Annotated in this window: 30 protein-coding genes and 1 pseudogene; 28 read left to right on the forward strand and 3 right to left on the reverse strand. The window is 34.9% G+C overall.

Features of this window, described 5'->3' with window-relative positions:
- The 13 genes and pseudogenes from OEZ61_RS05080 to OEZ61_RS05140 all read left to right on the forward strand — a co-directional run.
- Positions 1 to 535 (forward strand): annotated as a pseudogene (locus tag OEZ61_RS05080) (hypothetical protein); the annotation flags it as partial.
- A complete protein-coding gene (locus OEZ61_RS05085; protein ID WP_290047068.1) occupies positions 535 to 1221 on the forward strand; it encodes a hypothetical protein in 687 nt (228 codons plus the stop codon). The pseudogene OEZ61_RS05080 and the gene OEZ61_RS05085, both read left to right, overlap by 1 nt.
- On the forward strand, positions 1218 to 2195 hold the full coding sequence (locus OEZ61_RS05090; RefSeq protein ID WP_290047069.1) for a late control protein D: 978 nt from the start codon (positions 1218 to 1220) through the stop codon (positions 2193 to 2195). Before OEZ61_RS05085 ends, OEZ61_RS05090 begins: the two co-directional genes overlap by 4 nt.
- Before the next feature lie 2 nt (positions 2196 to 2197).
- Positions 2198 to 2527, forward strand: a complete 330-nt coding sequence (locus OEZ61_RS05095; RefSeq protein WP_290047070.1) for a DUF2577 domain-containing protein — start codon at positions 2198 to 2200, stop codon at positions 2525 to 2527.
- A 15-nt stretch (positions 2528 to 2542) separates the two neighbouring features.
- Positions 2543 to 2983: a DUF2634 domain-containing protein gene (locus tag OEZ61_RS05100; protein WP_290047071.1), complete on the forward strand. Its 441-nt coding sequence runs from the start codon at positions 2543 to 2545 to the stop codon at positions 2981 to 2983.
- Positions 2970 to 4121 carry a baseplate J/gp47 family protein gene (locus OEZ61_RS05105; protein WP_290047072.1) on the forward strand — a complete coding sequence of 384 codons (1152 nt, stop codon included), beginning with the start codon at positions 2970 to 2972 and terminating at the stop codon, positions 4119 to 4121. The genes OEZ61_RS05100 and OEZ61_RS05105 overlap by 14 nt, the downstream gene beginning before the upstream one ends.
- On the forward strand, positions 4114 to 4662 hold the full coding sequence (locus OEZ61_RS05110; RefSeq protein ID WP_290047073.1) for a putative phage tail protein: 549 nt from the start codon (positions 4114 to 4116) through the stop codon (positions 4660 to 4662). Before OEZ61_RS05105 ends, OEZ61_RS05110 begins: the two co-directional genes overlap by 8 nt.
- Positions 4662 to 5891, forward strand: a complete 1230-nt coding sequence (locus OEZ61_RS05115; RefSeq protein ID WP_290047074.1) for a hypothetical protein — start codon at positions 4662 to 4664, stop codon at positions 5889 to 5891. Before OEZ61_RS05110 ends, OEZ61_RS05115 begins: the two co-directional genes overlap by 1 nt.
- Before the next feature lie 19 nt (positions 5892 to 5910).
- Positions 5911 to 6360: a hypothetical protein gene (locus tag OEZ61_RS05120; protein WP_290047075.1), complete on the forward strand. Its 450-nt coding sequence runs from the start codon at positions 5911 to 5913 to the stop codon at positions 6358 to 6360.
- A 2-nt stretch (positions 6361 to 6362) separates the two neighbouring features.
- A complete protein-coding gene (locus OEZ61_RS05125; RefSeq protein ID WP_290047076.1) occupies positions 6363 to 6539 on the forward strand; it encodes a hypothetical protein in 177 nt (58 codons plus the stop codon).
- A 19-nt stretch (positions 6540 to 6558) separates the two neighbouring features.
- Positions 6559 to 6987, forward strand: coding sequence for a phage holin family protein (locus OEZ61_RS05130; protein WP_290047077.1), 429 nt, complete (start codon positions 6559 to 6561; stop codon positions 6985 to 6987).
- A 23-nt stretch (positions 6988 to 7010) separates the two neighbouring features.
- A complete protein-coding gene (locus tag OEZ61_RS05135) occupies positions 7011 to 7511 on the forward strand; it encodes a phage holin, LLH family (RefSeq protein WP_290047078.1) in 501 nt (166 codons plus the stop codon).
- Between the two features lie 2 nt (positions 7512 to 7513).
- Entirely contained in the window at positions 7514 to 8338 is an 825-nt protein-coding gene (locus OEZ61_RS05140; RefSeq protein ID WP_290047079.1) for a GH25 family lysozyme, read from the forward strand.
- A gap of 53 nt (positions 8339 to 8391) precedes the next feature.
- Here OEZ61_RS05140 and OEZ61_RS05145 read toward each other — a convergent pair whose 3' ends face one another.
- The gene (locus tag OEZ61_RS05145; protein ID WP_290047080.1) at positions 8392 to 9255 is read right to left on the reverse strand and encodes an HTH domain-containing protein; all 864 of its coding nucleotides are present in this window, start codon (positions 9253 to 9255) and stop codon (positions 8392 to 8394) included.
- A gap of 572 nt (positions 9256 to 9827) precedes the next feature.
- Between OEZ61_RS05145 and OEZ61_RS05150 the strand changes: the two genes are divergently transcribed.
- The 3 genes from OEZ61_RS05150 to OEZ61_RS05160 are packed head-to-tail and all read left to right on the forward strand — an operon-like array spanning position 9828 to position 11765.
- Positions 9828 to 10679, forward strand: coding sequence for a ParA family protein (locus OEZ61_RS05150; RefSeq protein ID WP_290047081.1), 852 nt, complete (start codon positions 9828 to 9830; stop codon positions 10677 to 10679).
- An 11-nt stretch (positions 10680 to 10690) separates the two neighbouring features.
- Positions 10691 to 10990: a hypothetical protein gene (locus OEZ61_RS05155; RefSeq protein WP_290047082.1), complete on the forward strand. Its 300-nt coding sequence runs from the start codon at positions 10691 to 10693 to the stop codon at positions 10988 to 10990.
- Between the two features lie 13 nt (positions 10991 to 11003).
- Positions 11004 to 11765 (forward strand): hypothetical protein, encoded by a 762-nt coding sequence (locus OEZ61_RS05160; protein ID WP_290047083.1) that lies wholly within the window; start codon positions 11004 to 11006, stop codon positions 11763 to 11765.
- A gap of 189 nt (positions 11766 to 11954) precedes the next feature.
- On the opposite strand, the gene OEZ61_RS05165 is transcribed toward OEZ61_RS05160, so the two are convergent.
- Both OEZ61_RS05165 and OEZ61_RS05170 read right to left on the reverse strand, forming a co-directional pair.
- On the reverse strand, positions 11955 to 12449 hold the full coding sequence (locus tag OEZ61_RS05165) for a hypothetical protein (protein WP_290047084.1): 495 nt from the start codon (positions 12447 to 12449) through the stop codon (positions 11955 to 11957).
- A gap of 112 nt (positions 12450 to 12561) precedes the next feature.
- Positions 12562 to 12882 carry a helix-turn-helix transcriptional regulator gene (locus tag OEZ61_RS05170; protein WP_290047085.1) on the reverse strand — a complete coding sequence of 107 codons (321 nt, stop codon included), beginning with the start codon at positions 12880 to 12882 and terminating at the stop codon, positions 12562 to 12564.
- Positions 12883 to 13112: 230 nt separating this feature from the next.
- On the opposite strand from OEZ61_RS05170, the gene OEZ61_RS05175 reads away from it, so the two are divergent.
- The 12 genes from OEZ61_RS05175 to OEZ61_RS05230 all read left to right on the forward strand — a co-directional run bounded on the left by OEZ61_RS05175 (position 13113) and on the right by OEZ61_RS05230 (position 20670).
- Positions 13113 to 13340 carry a helix-turn-helix transcriptional regulator gene (locus OEZ61_RS05175; protein WP_263501199.1) on the forward strand — a complete coding sequence of 76 codons (228 nt, stop codon included), beginning with the start codon at positions 13113 to 13115 and terminating at the stop codon, positions 13338 to 13340.
- 275 nt (positions 13341 to 13615) lie between these two features.
- Positions 13616 to 14098 (forward strand): siphovirus Gp157 family protein, encoded by a 483-nt coding sequence (locus OEZ61_RS05180; RefSeq protein WP_290047086.1) that lies wholly within the window; start codon positions 13616 to 13618, stop codon positions 14096 to 14098.
- A complete protein-coding gene (locus tag OEZ61_RS05185; protein ID WP_290047087.1) occupies positions 14098 to 15480 on the forward strand; it encodes a DEAD/DEAH box helicase in 1383 nt (460 codons plus the stop codon). Before OEZ61_RS05180 ends, OEZ61_RS05185 begins: the two co-directional genes overlap by 1 nt.
- 109 nt (positions 15481 to 15589) lie before the next feature.
- Positions 15590 to 16351, forward strand: coding sequence for an AAA family ATPase (locus tag OEZ61_RS05190; RefSeq protein WP_290047088.1), 762 nt, complete (start codon positions 15590 to 15592; stop codon positions 16349 to 16351).
- Positions 16352 to 16378: 27 nt separating this feature from the next.
- Complete coding sequence (locus tag OEZ61_RS05195; protein ID WP_290047089.1) at positions 16379 to 16951, forward strand: DUF669 domain-containing protein; 573 nt, start codon at positions 16379 to 16381, stop codon at positions 16949 to 16951.
- A gap of 17 nt (positions 16952 to 16968) precedes the next feature.
- Positions 16969 to 17157: a hypothetical protein gene (locus OEZ61_RS05200; protein ID WP_290047090.1), complete on the forward strand. Its 189-nt coding sequence runs from the start codon at positions 16969 to 16971 to the stop codon at positions 17155 to 17157.
- Positions 17144 to 17638: a hypothetical protein gene (locus OEZ61_RS05205; protein WP_290047091.1), complete on the forward strand. Its 495-nt coding sequence runs from the start codon at positions 17144 to 17146 to the stop codon at positions 17636 to 17638. Before OEZ61_RS05200 ends, OEZ61_RS05205 begins: the two co-directional genes overlap by 14 nt.
- Positions 17638 to 17895: a hypothetical protein gene (locus tag OEZ61_RS05210; protein WP_290047092.1), complete on the forward strand. Its 258-nt coding sequence runs from the start codon at positions 17638 to 17640 to the stop codon at positions 17893 to 17895. The genes OEZ61_RS05205 and OEZ61_RS05210 overlap by 1 nt, the downstream gene beginning before the upstream one ends.
- Positions 17892 to 18245 (forward strand): hypothetical protein, encoded by a 354-nt coding sequence (locus OEZ61_RS05215; RefSeq protein WP_290047093.1) that lies wholly within the window; start codon positions 17892 to 17894, stop codon positions 18243 to 18245. Before OEZ61_RS05210 ends, OEZ61_RS05215 begins: the two co-directional genes overlap by 4 nt.
- Positions 18246 to 18312: 67 nt before the next feature.
- Positions 18313 to 19089, forward strand: coding sequence for a bifunctional DNA primase/polymerase (locus OEZ61_RS05220; RefSeq protein ID WP_290047094.1), 777 nt, complete (start codon positions 18313 to 18315; stop codon positions 19087 to 19089).
- 2 nt (positions 19090 to 19091) lie between these two features.
- Complete coding sequence (locus OEZ61_RS05225) at positions 19092 to 20477, forward strand: virulence-associated E family protein (RefSeq protein ID WP_290047095.1); 1386 nt, start codon at positions 19092 to 19094, stop codon at positions 20475 to 20477.
- Between the two features lie 16 nt (positions 20478 to 20493).
- Positions 20494 to 20670, forward strand: coding sequence for a hypothetical protein (locus OEZ61_RS05230; RefSeq protein ID WP_290047096.1), 177 nt, complete (start codon positions 20494 to 20496; stop codon positions 20668 to 20670).
- The last annotated feature ends 275 nt before the right edge of the window (positions 20671 to 20945 follow it).

Below are 20945 nucleotides of genomic sequence, written 5' to 3' on the forward strand. Positions count from 1 at the left end.
TTGGATTAAGCAACATAAGGGTCCAATATCATACGATAGAACCTTACTTATTCCACACGGTAATGCAATCATGAATGGTTTTGGAGAAGGTCTTAACAATGGTTTCGGTAATGTTCAAAGTGATATTAACCGTATGACTGATAACATTGCTAACACCAGCGTTAAAGCTCCAGATGTCTCCGATATGGGACTTAAAGTAAACCCGGGTGATTTACTAGCAAACGGCTTTGACCGAGCTAAACAATCACTATATGGACTTGTAACAGGCATGAAAGACCTTAACACCAATAACAATATTGACGTTAACGGAAACAATTCATCTAAGATTCCTAACGGTTCAACTTTAGGTTCACAAATTGGATTTACTTCACGACATAAGAATGATAATAGCCGTAACGACAATAGCCGTAACGTTGCATTACATGAAGGAGCTATCCAAATTAACACTACTGGCAATCCAGATGAAGACATTGATGCACTATTAGATAAATTTGAAAAGGCTTTAATGGCAAAAGATGAAGGGAGCTTAGCTTAATGGCCAATCAAGTAAATTGTTATATAACTAATAGCCACGGCAATCGGGTAGCTTTGCCCGTTGCCCCTTCTGATATCTCAATTAATTATGAAACCAATGACTCAAGTAGTGTTGTGATTGGTAAAGGTGAAATTAATCGTGTGGGTGATTTTAAATTGCGAAAAATCACGATTAATTCTATTTTGCCAATCAATTCCGACAAAGTAGCCTATACGACAGTTGCTAAACAACATCGTTGGGTTAACGCTACAAGTTATTTAACGTTTCTAAAAAACATTGAACAATCACAAACAACATGTAGGTTGGTTCTAACGGGAACTGACATTACTATGAGTGCCAATCTTAAACTTAGCTATGGTATGGCGAGCGGAAATGCTCAAGAATACACCATTCAGCTAAGTTTTACCGAGCATATTCCGGTAAAGGCAAGAAAGATTGGACGCAAAAAGAAAAAAATCACTAAAAAAGGCAAATCCAGATCTAAACCATCACATAAACTATCACGTGGTTCTACTGTTTTAGTTAACGGTACGGCCTATCTAACCAATAACGCCAAAAAAGGCGTGATGATTAGAAAACGCAAATGCAAAATTACGATTGTATCGAAGAAGGCAAAACACCCTTACTATGTTAAGGCTACTAACGGCATTAACATCGGTTGGGTTTCAAAAGGAGCTATCAAATGACAGATACAATCAGTAAATTTGTTATAAAAAGACGTGATAGCAACCATTCATGGGACGTAAAAGACCTAGTGTCTAGCGTTAAATGGACTACGGACATGAACTACAGTGCGGGTGAGTTAGACTTTGATTTGCTTGAAGTTAACGATGGTTTTGGTATCAAGAACGGTGATGTTGTTATGTTTGAGTGGAATGGACACAAGATTTTTAAAGGTTATGTGTTCAAAGTCGATTTAAAAGCCGGTAAAACGTACAGTGTTACCGCTTATGACGGCTTACGTTACTTCAAATCAAGTGATAGTATGGTTTTTCCAGTATCCACTTTGGGGCAACGTTTTAACACTATTTGTCGATATTTAAACGTACCGCACAAGGTGATTAAAGCACCATCACACAAACTTAAATCCGAACTAGATGATAATAAAAGTTACTTTAGCATGTTACAAAGTGCGATTAATTCAACTTATACAGCAACCGGCGAACGTTACTTCCTTAGAGATAACTACGGTACGGTTGAACTAAGAAGGTTCCCACACTTACAACTAAACTGGATCATTGGCGATAAATCTTTAATCACTGATTATACTTTGACGAGAAGTATCGACCAATCGGCCAACGTTGTAAAGGTGGTTAAATCTAGCACTACTAAAGGTAAGAAGAAAGTAGCCACCGAACAAGCAACGGGTAATACCATTAAAAAGTGGGGTAAGTTAGTTCACATTGAACAAACATCAAAGAAACTTAACGAAGCTCAAATGAAGGCTTTAGCTAAGCACACTTTGAAGAGATTGAACAAACAAACCACTCAATTGAAGATTACCGCAATCGGTAACTACCAATTACAAGCGGGTAACTCCATTATTGTTGATGTCAAAGATTTAAAAGATGTAGGTGTTGGAACTAAAAGATATCTTATAAGAAAAGCGGTCCATACATTCGGTAGTGATTATCATGTTGATTTAGATATGGAGTGGTAATGATGGCAGGAGAATGGCTATTAGATCAAATTAAAGCACGTGGCGGAAGTGCTAACGAATATGCTGATTTGCAATTCGGGACGGTAGTTTCCGCCAAACCTTTAAAGGTGCAATTGAGTGAAAAAATAACACTTGATGCACCTTTTTTAATTGTCGGCACAAATGTTACTAACCATCAATTAACGATGAATATTGACGGGTCCGACAAAAAAGTAACAATCAAAAATGAACTAAAACAAGACGATAAAGTTGCTATGTTCCGCCTAGATGGTGGACAGCAATTTTACATCTTTGAAAAATTATCCGATCAAGCGAAAGCCGATGACGGATAGAAAGGAGAGTAAACAATGGACGAAGAATTGACAGACAACATTGCTAATAACGATGACGCTGATGACGTTTTGGCTGATGATTTTCAAGAAGAAACATTACCAACCATGACTTTCAAAGTCGCTGATGGCCGAGTTATCGGTGTGGTTGATGATTATGACGCAATGGTTCAAGCGATCGACAAGATTATGCGAACCGAACGCTTCGTATTCCCGATTTACACTGAAGACTATGGCAACGACTTAGAAGATTTAGTTGGTGCTGATTTTGAATATATTAAAGTTGAAGCGGAACGCATGATAGATGAAGCACTACAAGCTGATGACCGTGTTACCGGCGTTTATGTTGATGAAATTACTCAAGTTGCCAGTGATAGCGTTCAAATCACGGGTAGTGTTGAAACCATCTTCGGCAATGTTGACTTTACGAAAGGGGTGAGTGTAAATGACGATGAATAATGTCCAAGACCTTATAGATGACTTGAATAGTAAGGACTTTGACTACTATTTAGAAGAAATGATGGAGCAGGTGCCAAACGATATTGATAAACGTGAAGGTTCAATCGTTTACGATGCAATTGCTCCTGCAGCAATGGTTATGTCAGTCAGAGCTTTAGATATGGCCAACTATCTAAAACAAGCTCACATCGAGACAGCAACGGGCGAGTTTTTAGATTCATTCGCAAGCGATAGGGGTACTAATCGTGAAAGTGCCACTTACACCAAAGTTAAAGCTAACATCATTGATGATAATAAGAACGTGGTTACCAGTGTTGATATTAATGACACCTTCGCATCAGTAGCAAATGAACCAATTTTCTACCACGTTATTGCTAAAAACGATGATGGAACATTCATCTTACAAGCTAACGATGCAGGTAGTTATGCTAACCAATATGTAGGCCAAATCATTCCGGTTACTGCTAACGATAGTGTTAGTTGGGCGGAGATTACCGAAGTTTCAGTACCTGCTAAAGATGCTGAAGATGATGAAAGCTTAAGAAGTCGCTTGCTTAGCCCTAATAGCTATATTGCTTATGGCGGTAATGTTGCTGATTACAAGAAGATGATTGAAGACAAGTTAAATGATGTTGGAGCGGTTCAAGTATATTCAGCATGGCAAGGTGGTGGAACGGTTAAGTTAGTTATCTTAGACAACACTTTGAACTTACCAACTAAAACTTTGATTAACGAAGTTCAGAATGTTATCGATCCAGTAGACAACTCTGCTTTAGGTTATGGACTTGCACCAATTGGCCATAAAGTTACCGTAGTTTCACCCGACTTACTTAACATTAGTGTAAATATTGATGTTGTTTCAGATAACAAGGTAAGTAAAGACTTGTTAAATAACGCTATCAAGAATAGCATTAATAACTACTTCGTTAGCTTACGTAAGTCTTGGGATAAAAGTAGCAACAATCACTATGATTTGACAGTTTATCGTTCTCAAATTCTAGCGGTTGTACTACAAACTGAACATGTCGTAAATGCTGAACTCCCTAAATTAAACGGTAATGAAAGCGATATTGAACTAACCTTCAATAACAGCACTTCACAGTTACCAGTGATTAAGGACGTGGTAATTAATGATTAATAGAGAAATTAAAGACTTACAACCCGATTACTACGATGACATTTACGAGTTCGATCAGATTGCAAAAACTGAAGAATTTGCCACAGGTGAATTTGACAAATGGTTGATTAAACAACTGAATAATTTATACGCAACTACTTCGGACGTTGATGGTATCAGAATTTGGGAGAACGCTTATAGCATTCCACAAAACGAGAATGACGATATCGAAACGAGAAGACGACGATTAATTGCTAGATTGGTACCACCGCAGGCTATCACAATTAGATTTTTTAAGAATCTATTGGATAGCCTTAATTTGTCTGTTCAATCTGACGTAGATTGCTTTAAATCAATGTTTAAAGCGACTGTTGATTTAGACACATTCACTCAAGACCAAATCAAAGAACTAAACGACCTTATGGACGTTTACTTACCTTCAAATCTAGGTAAAGAAATTTATAGATACGCAAACATTACTAGTAACATGGGAAGTTTTGTGGGCGTAGCTAACACGGTAACTTTATACAGCCACAACAATGCTAAAGGAAGTGATAATTAATGACTGTTAAGCAGTTTAGAGATACTGAACTAACTAATACAGGTTTTTCAGTGTCCAACAAAGCAGCACTTGGTAAAACTCAATATTCAACAACCAGAGCAGTAACGACTGACGTTGACTTGAGTTCTTACAAGACTGACGATTTAAAAAATCTCACTAGCTTACCTAATGAGATTAACAGCGGTATTATTACCGATTACGATATGCCGGGAAATAACGTTAGTGCTATTAAGATTAACTTTAATAACAGCAACTTTAAAGATGGTTATGTAGTTCGTGCGGTTGGTATGTACGCCAAAGAAAGCGGGAGCGATAAAGAATTCTTACATTCGATCACAGTTTCAGATAGCCCCGTTTATATTCCAGCAGTTTCCGGTAATGTTTTTGATGGTTTTTATCTAACCATGGCAATTTTTACCGGTAACAATAAGAACATCAATATTAAGATTGCTGATGAAACTAACGCTACTGTTAAATATGTAGATGATGCAGTAAGTAAAGTTTCCGCAGTTGCTAATAATGCAACCCCTTTAGATACTTTTAATAAATATGTAGTAAGCAACAACAATGTTATCGATACCTTAAGGGTTAAGGATAACGACTTACAAAATCAGATTAATACCAGTTTAAGGTTTGTCAGAAACCTAACTTCTGATGATGATTTAAACAAATTTATTACATCTGACTACTATTCAATCTATGAACTTAATGGACAGATTCCTAAAAATGCCCCTGCTAACTTAAAAAACCCTTATGGTGTTGTAGTAATGATTGGTAACTTCCAACAAACTCAATATATCATTACCGACAGCGTTTACTTTAGAACTGCTACAAATACTTGGAAAAATGATTGGAAGACACTTGCAACTACAGATGCAATTAACCAAATAAACTCTAATTTATCCACGCTAAGCCAAGCTATCAGTGATGCTAGTACCATTGCATCTAAAGCCAACGGGTTAGCAGGTCAAGCTCAAGCTACAGCTTATCAAGGCCTTCGTTTTATGGGCGATATTACAGGAGATTATTTATATAAAGTACAAACCCCCGGCATTTACAACTTAGCAGGTAAAAAATATATTGATTGGGGAAACAAACTTTGGGGAAACTATGTTGTAATTGACGCCGGTGGCGGAGTTGTCCAACAATTCATTTACAACAATACCAATAATCTTTGGGTTCAAACATGTAATTCATGGGGTAACACAGGTTTCAAATCAATCTATTAAATAAAGGAGCATTAAAAAAATGAAAATCTACGTAAAACAATCAGCAACTGATAAACCATATATTGAAAAGGCTTCAACTGAAGCACTAGATGGTTATGTTGCTAAGGAAGGTCTATTAAACGACCAAATCATCGCACTTTTAAATTATCCTACAAAGTGCTATTTAAATGATAGTGGAGCGGTTATCACACCTAATCAAATCCCATTATCAGACGCTGAAAAGCAAGCTCAAGACATGCAACTTCAATTTACAAATATGCAAAAACAAATTACAGATATGCAAGCTGACATTACTGAATTATCTAGCGACAAAGCTATTTTACAAGATGCTTTGAACAAAGCTAATACTGAAAATGCTAACTTGAAGAAACAACTTCAAGACATGCAAAAGCAAGCTATGATTTACACACAACAAATCATGCAAATTAACAATGATCTAGCACAAGCTAAAGCGAAAGGTGGTAACTAATTATGTGGCCAGATTTTGAATTTTTAAAAGGGTTCGCAGCCTTTGAATTCCCGGTTGACTTTACCCCCTATTTAAAAAACGGAAACATTACTCAAGATGAATTTAACCAACTAACACAACTAAATAAACAAGCTCAATTCCCCGCTAACAACGGGGGTGAGAATGGGAACGTTGACTAATAATTAACGTTCTTTTTTTATGGACAAAATACATGACGCATTAATAGCTTTCACGGCTATTTTATACGCAATTGCTGAATATCTATTCGATGACAATGGTATTCATATCCTTACAGGATATGTAGTCCTAATTGTTATCGATGTAATTATTGGAACCGTTAAGTCGGCCAAGATATCACAGTTAAAATCACGCACATACCTTTATGGAATCTTCATTAAGTTTCTAGGTATATGCACCGTGATTATTGCCAATGTCTTAGATAACGTTCTAGTTAATTACATGCAAATTAAGTTGGGTATGGATCTATCGGACACATTCGCCTGCTTACTTGTTGGATATGAAGCACTATCAATTTTAGAGAACATGTACCAAATGGGAATTTTCACAGGAAAATTACAAGATACATTATCAAAAATCTTTGATGACAAAGATTTAAAACACAAATAATTTAAGAAAAGGAAGTTTTAATTATGGATTTAACACAACTAATTAACTCAGTCGATCATTCTTCACCACTTTACTACGTGCTTATTGCGGTTTATATCGTAACCATGCTAACACCTTATCTAAAAGGTTTAGCAAAGAATGCTAAGTTATCACACTTAGCTAACCGCTCAGCTTACATCTTTGAAGAAGCCAAAGAAATCGTAGCTCCAATCGCTAATGAAGTCGGTCTTGCTAATGCTGACCGTAGAGAAAAAGCAGTTGATAAATTATATGCATTCTTAACTTCACACAAGATTAACGTCAAGCGTAACGATTTATATGCTGTTGTAGAAACTGCTTACCAATACATGAAGCAACATGGTTACTTAAGTGATAAGCAACCTATCACAACCCCTTCTCCAGAAGATTTAAGTGAAGAACAACTAAATGCATTAACTCCTAACGCTGACGCTTTTGAAAACAAAGAAGTGATCGAGAACGAAAAGCAAGAACAAGCTAACGACAACACTAAAGAAGGTGAATAATTATGTCTTGGAAGACAATCTCCGATATCTCAAGTTATCAATCTGACTCACTAGCTTTTATGAATCAATTAAAATCTGCCGGAATTGGCGGGTTAATGGTTAAATTAACTGATGGAACTACCTACTTAAATCCTAAATCGGGAAACCAAGTCGGTAATGGTTTAAAGACTTTTAAGACAGTCGGGTTATACCACTACTACCAAGGTTCACCAACAGCAGAAGCTAACTACTTTATTAAGTGGGTCAAAGCGTTCGGAATGGACGCATCTACCCCACTTGCAATTGATGTTGAAGAACCTTCACTTTACGGTGATATTACTTCACAAATCAATACATTCTTATCCATCGTTAAGGCGAACGGATACAAATGTCGTGTGGTTTACGGTAGTGCTTCGTGGTTTAACAGCGGTAAGATTGCATATGCTAGATTGACCGATAAAAACATTTGGGTAGCTAGCTATGGTTCATCTCAACCCGGCGTAGATAATTCAAACTCATGGCAATTTACCGACAACTACAAAGGATTACATGTTGATGCATCTTACGACTTTGACGGAACATTGACTGGCGAAAGATTTACCAGCGTTGTAAAACCCGCAACACCTGCTGCTAAAGCCAGTCCATTCGTTACTGATGGTAGATTGTTCTATTCAGAAACTGGCGTGAATGTTTACCACGATCAAAAATTATCGAGCCAACGCAAAGTTCGTTGGGGCAAAGGTTCACAATTTTATGGAACTGTTGTCAAAGATGGCAACAGATACAGAATTAAAACCGCAGTCGGTTATGTTTCATCATACAAGGACTGGGTCAAGAAAATTGAATAATAATAAATCTAGGCTAGTTGCTCATTAGAGCGGCTAGCCTTTTTTTATTTGCTTTAATAAGCTAAACCAATCTCACCAATTTTAAACATTGGAATCTCCGTTTTTTTAGTGTTTTTAGTCTTGTGGTTATCATATGAATTAACACCGTTGATGTAGCTATTAAATGCTGAAATCTTGCTTTCAATAACGTTTAAGAAGGACTTAAACAAGTAAGCCTTGGCGTCAACATGACCTTTGGTTGCCGATTGCATAATTCTAGTAATTGCACTATCTAAACCATCATTTATCATATAATTGTGTTCAAGTGATTTAAGTTCTTTAGGAACATCATTACGGTTTTTAAACGCTGATTTTTTAGCAAGGAATAACATTTGGGCGTAGCCGTAAAGTGTGTCCGGATTACCATTGGAATATTCCTGCATTACTTCTACTGTTTTGGGGCTTAAACCAGATTTAGTTACCAATGACATTGCGAGATTGTCAAACTTTGGTAATTGTTGAGATTGACGTGAGACGTTAGTATCACTGAAAGTTGTATTAGTAATTGGTTTATCAGTATGGTTATGTTCAGTCTTATTAGAATCAATTTTTTGTGTTTTAGCAGAACAATTTTTGGTTTCTAGTGAAATGGGTAAAAAAATACGGTTGCTACTGTTAAAACGTTGCTTAACAATCAACCACCCTTTTTTCTTTAGAGATTTAAAAATATTTGTAATGGTATTAATTGAAACGTTTAATTTTTCCGCTAGTTCTTCACGAGAGAAAGTAACGTAATATGCATTATGTTTCTTGTCGTAGAAATCATTGTTACCTTCAGATAATGACATGCGATCATAAATATAAGAAAGTGCCACTTGTTCGTTTGGACTAAGTCCTTCATCGGCGAATTTTTTGTATAATTTAGTAAATTTTTCCATAATTAAAACCCCTTAAATATTGATTTAACGGGCTTTAAATGATACAATATGTATTGTTATATAGATTAATCATTTGATACATTTAAAAAAACATGTGGTGTGTTGTTTTATATCGTATCGTTTAAATATTGCATTATTTAAATATTGTATTATTTAAAGCCCTAGTCGATTGTTCAAGCAATCGGCTTTTTTATTTACTTATTTACAAGGACTATTAAAAACTATTGATATTACTTTGTCAATAATCATTTTTTATTAAATGTAGCCATGTAGCCATGTAGCCATGGATACAAATAGCCATGGCTACATTTAGCCATTTAGCCATTTAGCCAAAGATACATGTAGCCATTTAGCCATTTAGCCATGTAGCCATGTATCCATGTAGCCACGCTTGTAACTACTGATAAATCAACATTTTAATTTTTAAATGTAGCCATGGCTACATTTATCCATGTAGCCATGTATCTTTTTAGCCATTTATCCATGTAGCCATTTATCCATGTAGCCATGGCTAAATGTATCCTTGTATCCATGTAGCCATTTTTGTATAATTAAAAAAGGGAGATGATTATATGTATAACAAGAAGAAATTTATTGAAAAATTAAAAAATAGAGATAAAGCAGTAACGATCACAATTGGTAATCAAAAGGGTGGTGTAGGAAAGACCACCAACGGAACAATGATTTGTTACACATTAGCTAAGATGGGTATTAAAACACTAGTAATTGACCTAGACCCACAAGCTAACGCTACAAAGTCAATGTTGTTAACCAAATCAAATCACAGCGATGAAATTTTTACTGTTGATAAAACAATTATGGCCGGAGTTCAAGATAACGATTTAACAGATCTACCCGTTAACATCATGCCGGACTTAGATTTATTACCTAGTTATTCAGACTTCAAAGGATTTACACGCTTTCTATACAGAAACACTCAAACCGATTATGAAGTAGATCATTACTTAGAACATCTAATTGAACCACTAAAGGAAAATTACGATGTTATTTTTATCGATATCCCACCATTCTCAATTGAAACTACAAATAATGCTGCTATCCTTAGTGATTACGTGCTAATTAGTTTGCAAACACAAGAACGTAGTATGACTGGAGCAGAAGACTTCCTTAAAACATTAAGCAATGTTATTGAAAAATATAACCTTAATACCGACATTCTTGGTATTATTGAAGTCCTTCAAAAGAAACAAGGTAGTGTAGATAAATACATCATGGATCAAGCAATCAAAGAATTCGGAAAAGAAAATATCTTTGAAACCGTAATTCCACAAATGGAACGCCTAAAACGTTTTGATGTAAACGGAATTGAAGAAGTGGACTTCTTCGATAAACAAGTTATCGGCTTGTATTACAAGTTAACTGAAGAATTCTTAAAAAGATTACACCATTACTTATACGAATAGGAGTGTTATAAATGGCTAGAAGTAATATTCTAAATCGAAAAGAAGGTAACTTTGAACCTAAGGAACCATATCGACCAGAAACCAAGGAACGAGTAGAGAAGACCATTGTTGAAAAGTCCAATGAATCTCAAATTGGTAAAAGACGTAAAAATATCAAAGTTTCCGAAGAAATGAAAAAATCAATTGACGCAATCAAGACTATTAAAGGTTATTCATACGATTACGAAGTAATTAGAATGTTAATTGATTCATATATCGGCAACGAAACCGAAAGTAATAAAAAGAAGTACAACATTCTAAAAGACCTATAAAGGTGGTATTGATATGCAAATTAACAATGAAATTTTTCTAAAAATTATAAATCGATTTGGCGGAAATGGTATTACTCCATCTGAGTACATTGATTTTAAAATCCCTAAGAAAAATGATTATAATCATTATTATTATAAAGATGAAAGCGGAAATCTTAATTTACTAATAATCGGTAAAAATATTTTCAGTCCGTATGATGATAATTTAAAAACATTTGCTTCTAAAAATAATATCAATGATAATGATATTAATGAATTTAACGACAAGTATGGCGTTGAATTAAAAGATGATGAAGATTTATCAATTGTTAAATACAAAAATGTATACGATATACAACCTTACAAAAAATCAGATATACAATGGTTAGAAGGTAAAGGTATTGCTGATTATGCATTTGAAAATGATTCTTACATTGTCAAACATGCTGAACTAATGGTTGATGACAAAATACTTTCCATTCAATTAAACTTCGGGAATTGGGTAGCAATTTCAAGACAAGTTCCTAGGACGCAAATAAACGGATATGATGCTACAACAATTAGAGCATTAAGCGTTTTTTACGGTAAAAATGTAGCAACAGACATTGTTATTTATAACAAAGATAAGTATTTAGTGTTTACTGAAACTGAACTTCGTAATAATGCCAACGACCATGAAAGTGAACTGAAAGATATTGTCTTTAATTTATATGGGGATCACGATAAATACGAAAACAAAGAAATAATTAAATATAAAAACGATTATTATATCGTTGTAACTAAATATACAAAATAAGCAAAAATCTACTAAATTTAGTTTTTATATCTCAAAATAAAAAGGCCACTGTCCTTCAGCAGTGGTCTTTTTTTATTATCTATATTTACTAAATATCCAAATATCTATATTTACTAAATATCCAAATATCTATATTTACTAAAAATATAAATTTACTAAAAAAGCCACTGAATGAACCAGTGGGCTTTTTTATCTAAAATACATATATACTTCGTTATAATCTTTAGTCTTTGAATTACCTAACGTTAACCATGCACTTGTACCATCATCTTTAATCAATTGTATGTACATATTTGTTGGTAATTCTTCTTTTTTTAGTTTAACTTTTTTACTTCTATTCATATTTAATAAAGCAGGAATAATACCAAATACCTTATATATGATACCAGTTGAAATTGGACGACCTTTTACAACACCATTCATCTCGTATGCTTCTTCAAATCTAATCTCGCCTAATTGATAACGAGTTTGGTCTACATCGGGAAGCATTATAGATCCGTCAGAACATTTAACTAAATGTTTGTGCATTACCATTAAATTACCACCAAGACCAAGCCATTCGTTGATTGGTACGCTGATTATTTTCGTTCTAACACCATCGGCAGGTTTAACTTTGTTGTATCTTATTTCTTCAAGTGCAACTACTAGAATTGCAATCACGAGAATTATTATCGCTGTAATCATTTTAAAATCATCTCCTAATGTATGTATATGCTACCTATATTACCATAGGTAGCTTTTTAAAAACACACTTGCGAACATATGTTCGTATTTGCTAAAATAAAAAAGAACGATATTAATCGTTCTTTTCTTGAGATTGAAGTAGAAATTGAGCATATTCGTATAAAGATTTACGATTTTCTTCATTCAATCTATTAATTGTACTGGTAAGGTTCTTATCTTCAACTTCATTCATACCAAGCAATTGAGAAGTTGTGATTCCTAATGCTTGTGCGAACAAATGGGCTTTGTTCACCGGGAAATCACGACTTCCATTTTTATATCTTGATATCGAAGCTCTTGATGTATCTGTTAACTTACCAAGTTCTTCCATGGACATTCTCTTTTTAGCTCTTTGCTGTTCGATGATATCCATGATCTGTTTGTTAGTGTGCATTTTTGTAACCCCCTAACATGTATATAATATACCCTTGTTATATCCGATTGTCAACAAAAATGTTCATTATGATAACATTTTGTAACCGTTAGTAGATAAATGTAAACAAAAAATGGAAAAATGTAAAAAAATAGTTACATTCTTGTTGACATACGGTTACATATAGTTTAGTATAATAATTGTTGAAAGATACAACAAACAAAAAACGAAAGGAAGTGAAGGCATTGTTAATGTACAAATTTGAACCACAACGAGTTGCAGCAGCTAGAACGGAGTTCAAAATCACTCAAGATGAAATGGCTAAGGCTTTAGGAATTACAAGACAAGCATATGCATTGAAAGAACATGGTGATCGTTCGTTCTCAGTTGGTGAACTAGAAAATATTGCTAAGGTAACAAAAAAGCCGGTGGAATATTTTTTTATCGCAACTGTAACCAATAGTAAACAAACGGTTTAGTAATGGAGTGATATTTATGATTGATTTTATCGTAATGGTTATACTTACCATCTTCATCTTCGATTTTGGAATGTTGGTTGGTAAGTTAGGACTAAAGAAAACAATCGAAGAATTCCGCAAAGCAATTTTTGAATAAACAATTGGGGGTTATCAGATGTTCAAATTGTTACACAGAAAAAGCCCAGAATTTGAGGGAATTCTGGACTCAAGAAATAAAATGATTTGCTATTCAATTTATTGTTTCAATTCTACATCAAAAGGGGAATTGATACAACATGGCTAGATTATATGACTTAGAGAATACCTACTTGAAGATACAAAGCATGATTGAAAATGATGATGAGTTGTTAAATGACACTTTAGATAGCATCGACTTCAAACATGACTTTGAAGACAAGTTAATAGGTTATGGCAAGGTTGTCTTAAATATTAAGTCTGACGTTGACGCAATCAAAGCTGAAGAACAACGTTTGGCCAAACGTAGAAAGTCAATGGAATCAAAGATTGATTATCTACAAGGCATAATGTTAGACGCTATGAAGTTGGTTGACGTTAAGACAATTAATGATCCAATTCTTACCATTAAATTACGTAACAACAAACGAGTTTCTATTTTAGATGAAACTAAAATCAGTGATAAATACTTAGTTCCACAACAACCAAAGATATCAAAGTCAGATATTAGAAAAGATATCGCTTCGGGTATTGAAGTTGACGGTGCAGAACTAACTGAGTACCAAAGTTTAAACATTAAATAATGTTCGAGCTTAGGGACTACCAATCAGAGACCATTGACAATATATATAGCGAGCTAAAACAAGGTAAACGAAGCCTAGTGGTACAACAACCACCACGGACAGGGAAGACCGTTATTATGGCCGAAATCGCCCGTAGGACGACTGCTAAAGGTAATCGAGTATTATTTATCGTTCACCGCATAGAAATCGTTGAACAGGTAATTCAGACGTTTAAACAGCAAGGCGTAAATATGGATTTATGTAAAGTTGGAATGGTTCAAACGTTTACCCGCCGAATTAGCAAGCTAGATAAACCAGATTTAATCCTAATTGATGAAGCTCACCACGTTTTAGCTGATAGCTACATGAGAATTGTTAATAACTTCCCAGATGCTATTAAGCTGATGTTTACGGCTACACCTTATCGAATGAGTGGACAAGGATTTGAAGAAGTCGCCGATGGGTTGATTGAAGGAAAGCAAGTCAGTTGGTTAATCGATCACAAACGATTATCTCCAGTTGATTACTACGCACCTAAATCTATCAATGAGAAGTTACTAAAAACACGAAAGGGTGAATTTAGTAATAAATCAATTGATGAAGCAATCAAGCCAAAGATATATGGAGACGCCGTTAAGCATTATAAGAAAATAGCTAAGGGGACGAACGCCATTGCTTACTGCCACAGCGTGGACAGTGCTAAAAAGCTAGCTGACGAGTTTAATCAAAGCGGAATTAAAGCAGTTGAAGTTGATGGTTCAACTGATGCACAAGACAGAGAACAAATAATCACTGATTTTAAGAATGGAAAAATTAAGGTTCTAACTAACGTAGAACTTTTCACCGAAGGTTTAGATTTACCCGGTGTTGATACGGTTATTCAACTAAGACCAACGCAATCGCTTAGTTTATATCTTCAATTTGCAATGCGGTCCATGAATTACCGTGAAGGAAAAACAGCTAAGATAATCGATCACGTTGGTAATGTCGAACGTTTTGGGCTACCAACACAAGACCGACATTGGACTTTGAAAAGTAAAAATAAACGCAGCAAAAAGAAAAAAACTGATGTTGTTCCTGTTACGGTATGTAGTCAATGTTTTAGCACTTTCTACAGAATCGGAAATGAATGCCCAGTTTGCCACGCCGAACTCAAGGTAAACAAAGCTGAAATTGATGTCGATGAAAATGCTGAATTGACAAAAATACAAGAACGCAAGAAGGCAAGAACAATCAGATTACAGAAGATGATGAAAGATGAAGTTTACAAGAACATCATCGGAAAATCACCTGCAGATTTAAAAAGCATGGCGGAATTAAAAGCCTATGCAAAGCTGCACAACTATAAAGATGGCTGGGTTTTCTACCAAGCCAAACAAAAAGGACTGATAAGAATACGATGATTGAATACGAAGCGATCGCACTTTTAATTGCATTTGCAGCGATTATTGTTGCGAGCGAAATCAGAGTGATTTGGAATCAATTTAAACATAAAAAGGACGGTAATAAAAAATGAGTATTTTACCAAAAAATGAACGCAAGCAAACAGTAGATGTACCAAAGAACTTCTTCATTTACGGAGCAACTATGAGCGGGAAAAGTTACTTAGCTGAACATTTTCCATCACCATTATTTTTAAATACCGATGGTAACGCTTTGGCCAATCCTTTCCCAAATATTCAATTAAGAAATATCAAAGGTGAAGACGGCAAGTTAAAACGAAGTGTCTTAACTGATATCGATGAAATCATGGCGGAATTACAAGCACAAAACCACAATGCAGATTTCCAATACAAAACTATTGTGATTGATGTTATTGATGATGTTTGCCAACTAATCGAACAAGCAGTTTGCGAAACTCACAACGTTACTGCATTAGCTGACATTGGTTATGGTAAGGGTTACGCAATCTTCAACACGGTTTTAAGTAACTTCGTTCTAAACCTTAAATCACTAGGTTTAAACATTGTTTATGTATCACGTGTTGACTACGTAACTGAAGACAATAACCAAAGTAACGTTAAGGAAGTACCAAGTCTTAAAACTAAATACTACAACTTGGTAAACGGAAATTGCGATCTAGTAATTCACACTCAAAAAATTGGTAAGAATTACATGAAGACCGTTACCGACATTCGTAAAAAATACTATGTCGATGACATTAAGGACGCCAAAATTGCTAGAATTTTGAAATCAATTCCGGGTGCTTTGTTCAAACGTGAAGCTAAACCAGAAGCAAAGCCAGAAACTACTACTAAAACTACAAACAAATAATTAGGTTAACTAAAGGAGATTATAACTATGGGACTACAAGATATTGCAAACGATTTAAAAAACTTTGATGCAAAGAACGACAAGATTAATGTAAGCAACATGAACGGACTACCTGCTGGTGAATATGAAGTAATGGTTGAAAACGCAGAACACAAAGTTTACAAAAGTGGATTTGACTGCTTTGCAGTTACATTGAACGTTGTTTCCGGCGACCGTGCAGGTCAAAAAGAATTTATCAATACAAGTTTCGCAGAAGTTTCTAAGAACGGTAAACCAATTCCAGACTTCGTTTTAGACCGTAATGCCAGAATGGTAATGAAGTTAGGAGCATTAATGGGGGTAACAGTTTCACCAGAAGTATTTTTATTGCCAAATGAAACTGACATTCATGAAAAATTAAATGAATTGATTCACCCAGAAATTGGTAAACTAGTTCACTTAACTATCAAGACAAGAGAAAACAAGAAAGATCCAGACAATCCTTACAAAGAATACGAATTCGATGAAGCCGAAACAAAGGTAGAAACTCCAGAAGCTGGTGAAACACCATTTAGTAACGGCGACCAAATCGAAATTGACGATGAAGACTTACCATTCTAAACGATTGGAGAACAGCTATGCAAAAAGATGAAGTAAATATCATCGGTATGTTAAATGACATTGCCGATGACTTAGATGACTTCAGCAACTTCTTCAGAACGCATTCAGAAGATGTTACCGATGAAGAACAACGAGCAATTGACGATGTTAACAGCTTAGACATGCTGATTGACTACTTGAAGGAGAACAACGATGAAAACAATTAAAGATTTAGTTAATAAGTTAAATAACTATGTAGCATACGGCGAATTCTATATTAGAAAAGGTAAAAATAATAACTATCTCCTTTATGCGAGAAATGAATCAAGCGATGACTCAACGGTATTCGACTTCGCAAAACAACAACCATATTGGAGCATTTATCCAAGGTTAGGATCTATGCATAATCAAGTTCAAGAAGACATTATGGATTTTGTTTACAACACTGATAAAGACCATTGGTTTGATGAACCAGAAAAGAAATACAACATCATTGTTGGGAAGGAGTTAGAACCTTCTGCTATTCAGAAGTGGGAATCTGCTTATATGAAAACAGAATGCGGCTTGAGTGTTCGGCTTGCATTATCCGAAAGAGACTTTATAAAAGATGAATTTATATTTACTGAAAGTGAAATTGAAGAACTAAAGTATAACTTACCTGAAAACATGGCGAAGATTGTGGATCTAGGGAAGGCGGAAGTTAAATAATGAGAAAAATTGCAAAACTTTTTAAAGCGGGTTCAAGTAGAGAAATAACCAATGTTAAACACATTGAAATGCAGTTTATTAACGGAGCTCAAGTAGAATATTCATCAGAAGATTTTTCACATATTGAAGAAGATGAAAATGTGATTAGATTTTTCTCTGATACAAGCGACCAAGAAATGGACTATTACAAAGCAAACATGTTTGCATGTCGGTTTGATTTAGAACCATTCGATTATCAAGGGGGAAGTAACAAATGAAAACTTTAGAAGATTTAGTTAAAAAGTTAAATGAAACAGATAAAGGTGAAGGATATTATAAGTTATCAGAATATCCCGAAGGAACGTTTAGAGTTTGTTATAAAATTGCCAATCAAGAATGGAGCATTACTGCATTTGATAAGTTAAATAAAAAAATCTTACTCGCATCAAATGGACATATTATGAATTGGCAAGAGATGTATTGGATTAGTAAATATGCACTTGAACACTCTTTTGAAGACTGGTTCGATGAAGACATTATCGAAGTCGATGGAATTAAGTTAACTAGAGGCCAAGCTGAAAAAGTTTATCAAAAGCTAACTTCAGAGAGACTATACGACATTAAATAATCAAAGCAACAGACGGCAACTGCAATTGTCCGGATAGGGTGAAAGGCCTATTAGGGGGTTAACACAGATGAAGAACTTAGTAAATTATGCAATTGCTTATGCTAAAGCTGGTATGTCAGTTTTGCCGATGCAAGACAAGAAACCGCTGATTAAATTTGCCGATCAACCCGCTTTGACGGTTGATGAAATAAAAAATATTTGGAAAAAATATCCATTTGCAAATATTGCTTTGCGAACTGACAAATTCTTTGTTGTCGATATTGACCGACACGAAGGCGGTGCTGATGGGTTTAAATCAATTGAACCTTATCGTAAAGACTTACCCGAGACATTAGCACAAAAGACAGCCGGCGGTGGCGAGCAATTGTTTTTTCTAAAACGAAACGAAAAGGAAGTTCGTCAAAACATTGGATTCCTTGATGGTGTCGACATTAAAGCACACCAAAACAATTATGTAGTGGTTGCTCCATCATCAATTGGCGAACGTAGTTACGAATGGTTGAACCAAAAACCAATGGTTCATGCACCAAAAGGTTTAATTAAAGAAATCAATAAACATAGTAATCATACCGATGTTGATTTTACTGACTTTAAACCAATGAAGACTAAAACAACACTGCTATTTGAAACTATTGTAGAAGGCTTTGGAGATAACGGTGGACGTAACGATAACTTAACTCACTTTGTCGGTGGTTTGTTATTTAGAAGTGTCAGTCCGCAGGTTGCTTATAACTTGGCACTGATTGCTAACGATAATACCAATGATCCATTACCAACAAGCGAGTTAGACGCAACATTTAAATCTGTTCTGAATAAAGAACTTAGGCGAAGGGGTGAAATTTAAGAATGAAGGAATTACCGGAAGATATAAAGAAGACAGCGTCAAAGATTACAAATCTTCCAATTAAAAATGAAGATTTTGAAACCACTTCTGACGGTAGTTTGAAACAAAATTCGCCGAAAAACGTTAAAAAAATTATCTTACATGATTTTCCAAATGTATTTGCTTATAACAATTTTACCCAGTCTGTTGCCGTAATTAAAAACATTGATGACTTGATGATACAGAAAGGCAGCTACCGCGATATTTATACAGACATCATCATGGATAAGATTGAGAGCAAATATCACGTTGCTTTTAAAAATGATGTTTTCATGCGTGGATTACGTCAAGCAGCGTTAAAGTTGACCTTTAATCCTGTTTTAGATCGTATCAATGCTGAGACGTGGGACGGCGAAGAAAGGGTTGAGACTTTCTTCATCGATTTTCTAGGAGCTAAAAACAATGAATATGTTCGAGAAGTAACCCGCAAATGGTTGGTAGGTGCGGTTGCTAGAGCGTTAGTTCCGGGAATTAAATTTGAATTGATGCCAGTCTTAATTGGTTCCCAAGGCATTGGAAAGTCGACATTATGTAATTCGCTTTGTCCCGACTATTTTTTAGATAATTTACCTTCATTGTCCGGCGTTAACAAAGATAATCTGATGTTAATTAAAGATAACTGGATAGTCGAAGTTGCTGAACTTTCGGCAATGAGTAAGACAGCAATTGAAGGAACTAAGGCGTTTATATCAACCAGAATCGATAAATATAAAGCACCTTACGCTAGTACAGTCGAAGACCATGCTAGACGCTGTGTATTTATCGGAACTACAAACGAGACAGAGTTTTTAAAAGATAAAACCGGGAATCGTAGATTCTTGCCAATCGAATGTGGTGTTAATGAAGCTACTAAAGATGTTTTTAACATCTCAAAAAAATACATCTTACAATTGCTAGCTGAAGCAAAACACTACTTTGAAAATGGTGAAGAATTATTCTTAACTGATAAGACTAAGGAAACGTTGGAAGAAGTTCAAGAAAGTAATGTGGTTGAAGATCCATTGGAACAAGAAATCAACGATTACTTAGATATGTACGTACCGTTCAACTGGGACGAATATACCACTTTCCAAAAACGTAATTACTTCGTTAAATACTACGGCAACACCGAACCAACTGATAGGAACGCTAACAAAGTCAATATTGATGATATGGATAAGCTATCAAAGGTTAGCACGAAGGAAATTATTCAAGCAGTTCTAAACATTAGTGGTAAGGACGTTATGAATGCAAGCCGTGGTAACTATGGGAAGAAAATTAGTTTGATTATGAACAGCAATAAAGAATTCCAAAAGTCCGAAAACATTACATTTAACGGTAAACGTGCCCGTGGTTGGAAACGCATTTAAAAGGAGAATTTGAAGTATGAAAGTATATGTAGTAGAAGCTGAAAGAACAGACGAATTAGACGATAGCTATATTTGCGGGGTCTATTCTCGAATAGATAAAGCCCTTGATAAAGTATTGAGCATGAAAGGCGATCCAGATTATGAGTTATATATTTCAGCATGCTATTTAGATGATGACAATTGCGATAACTAATAATTAATCAATTAACAATTAAAGAAAACTAGCTAAGGACAACACGACATGCACATGTACAACGCATGTAAAAAACGTTACTTGTGTGATATCTAATCTCAATGATATCAATAGTTTAACTATGTATAACACATGTAACACATGTTAATTAATAACATTATATAGATATAGGTATATAGGGTATATAGGGGTAAGAAATAAAAGTTGCCGAGTATACATGTGTTGATGTGTTGTAGTCCTTACAGACGTTGATATAACAATAATTTAAGCACACA

The sequence above is a fragment of the Apilactobacillus sp. EABW-1NA genome (assembly GCF_030398685.1).
GTDB classification, from domain to species: Bacteria; Bacillota; Bacilli; order Lactobacillales; family Lactobacillaceae; genus Apilactobacillus; species Apilactobacillus waqarii.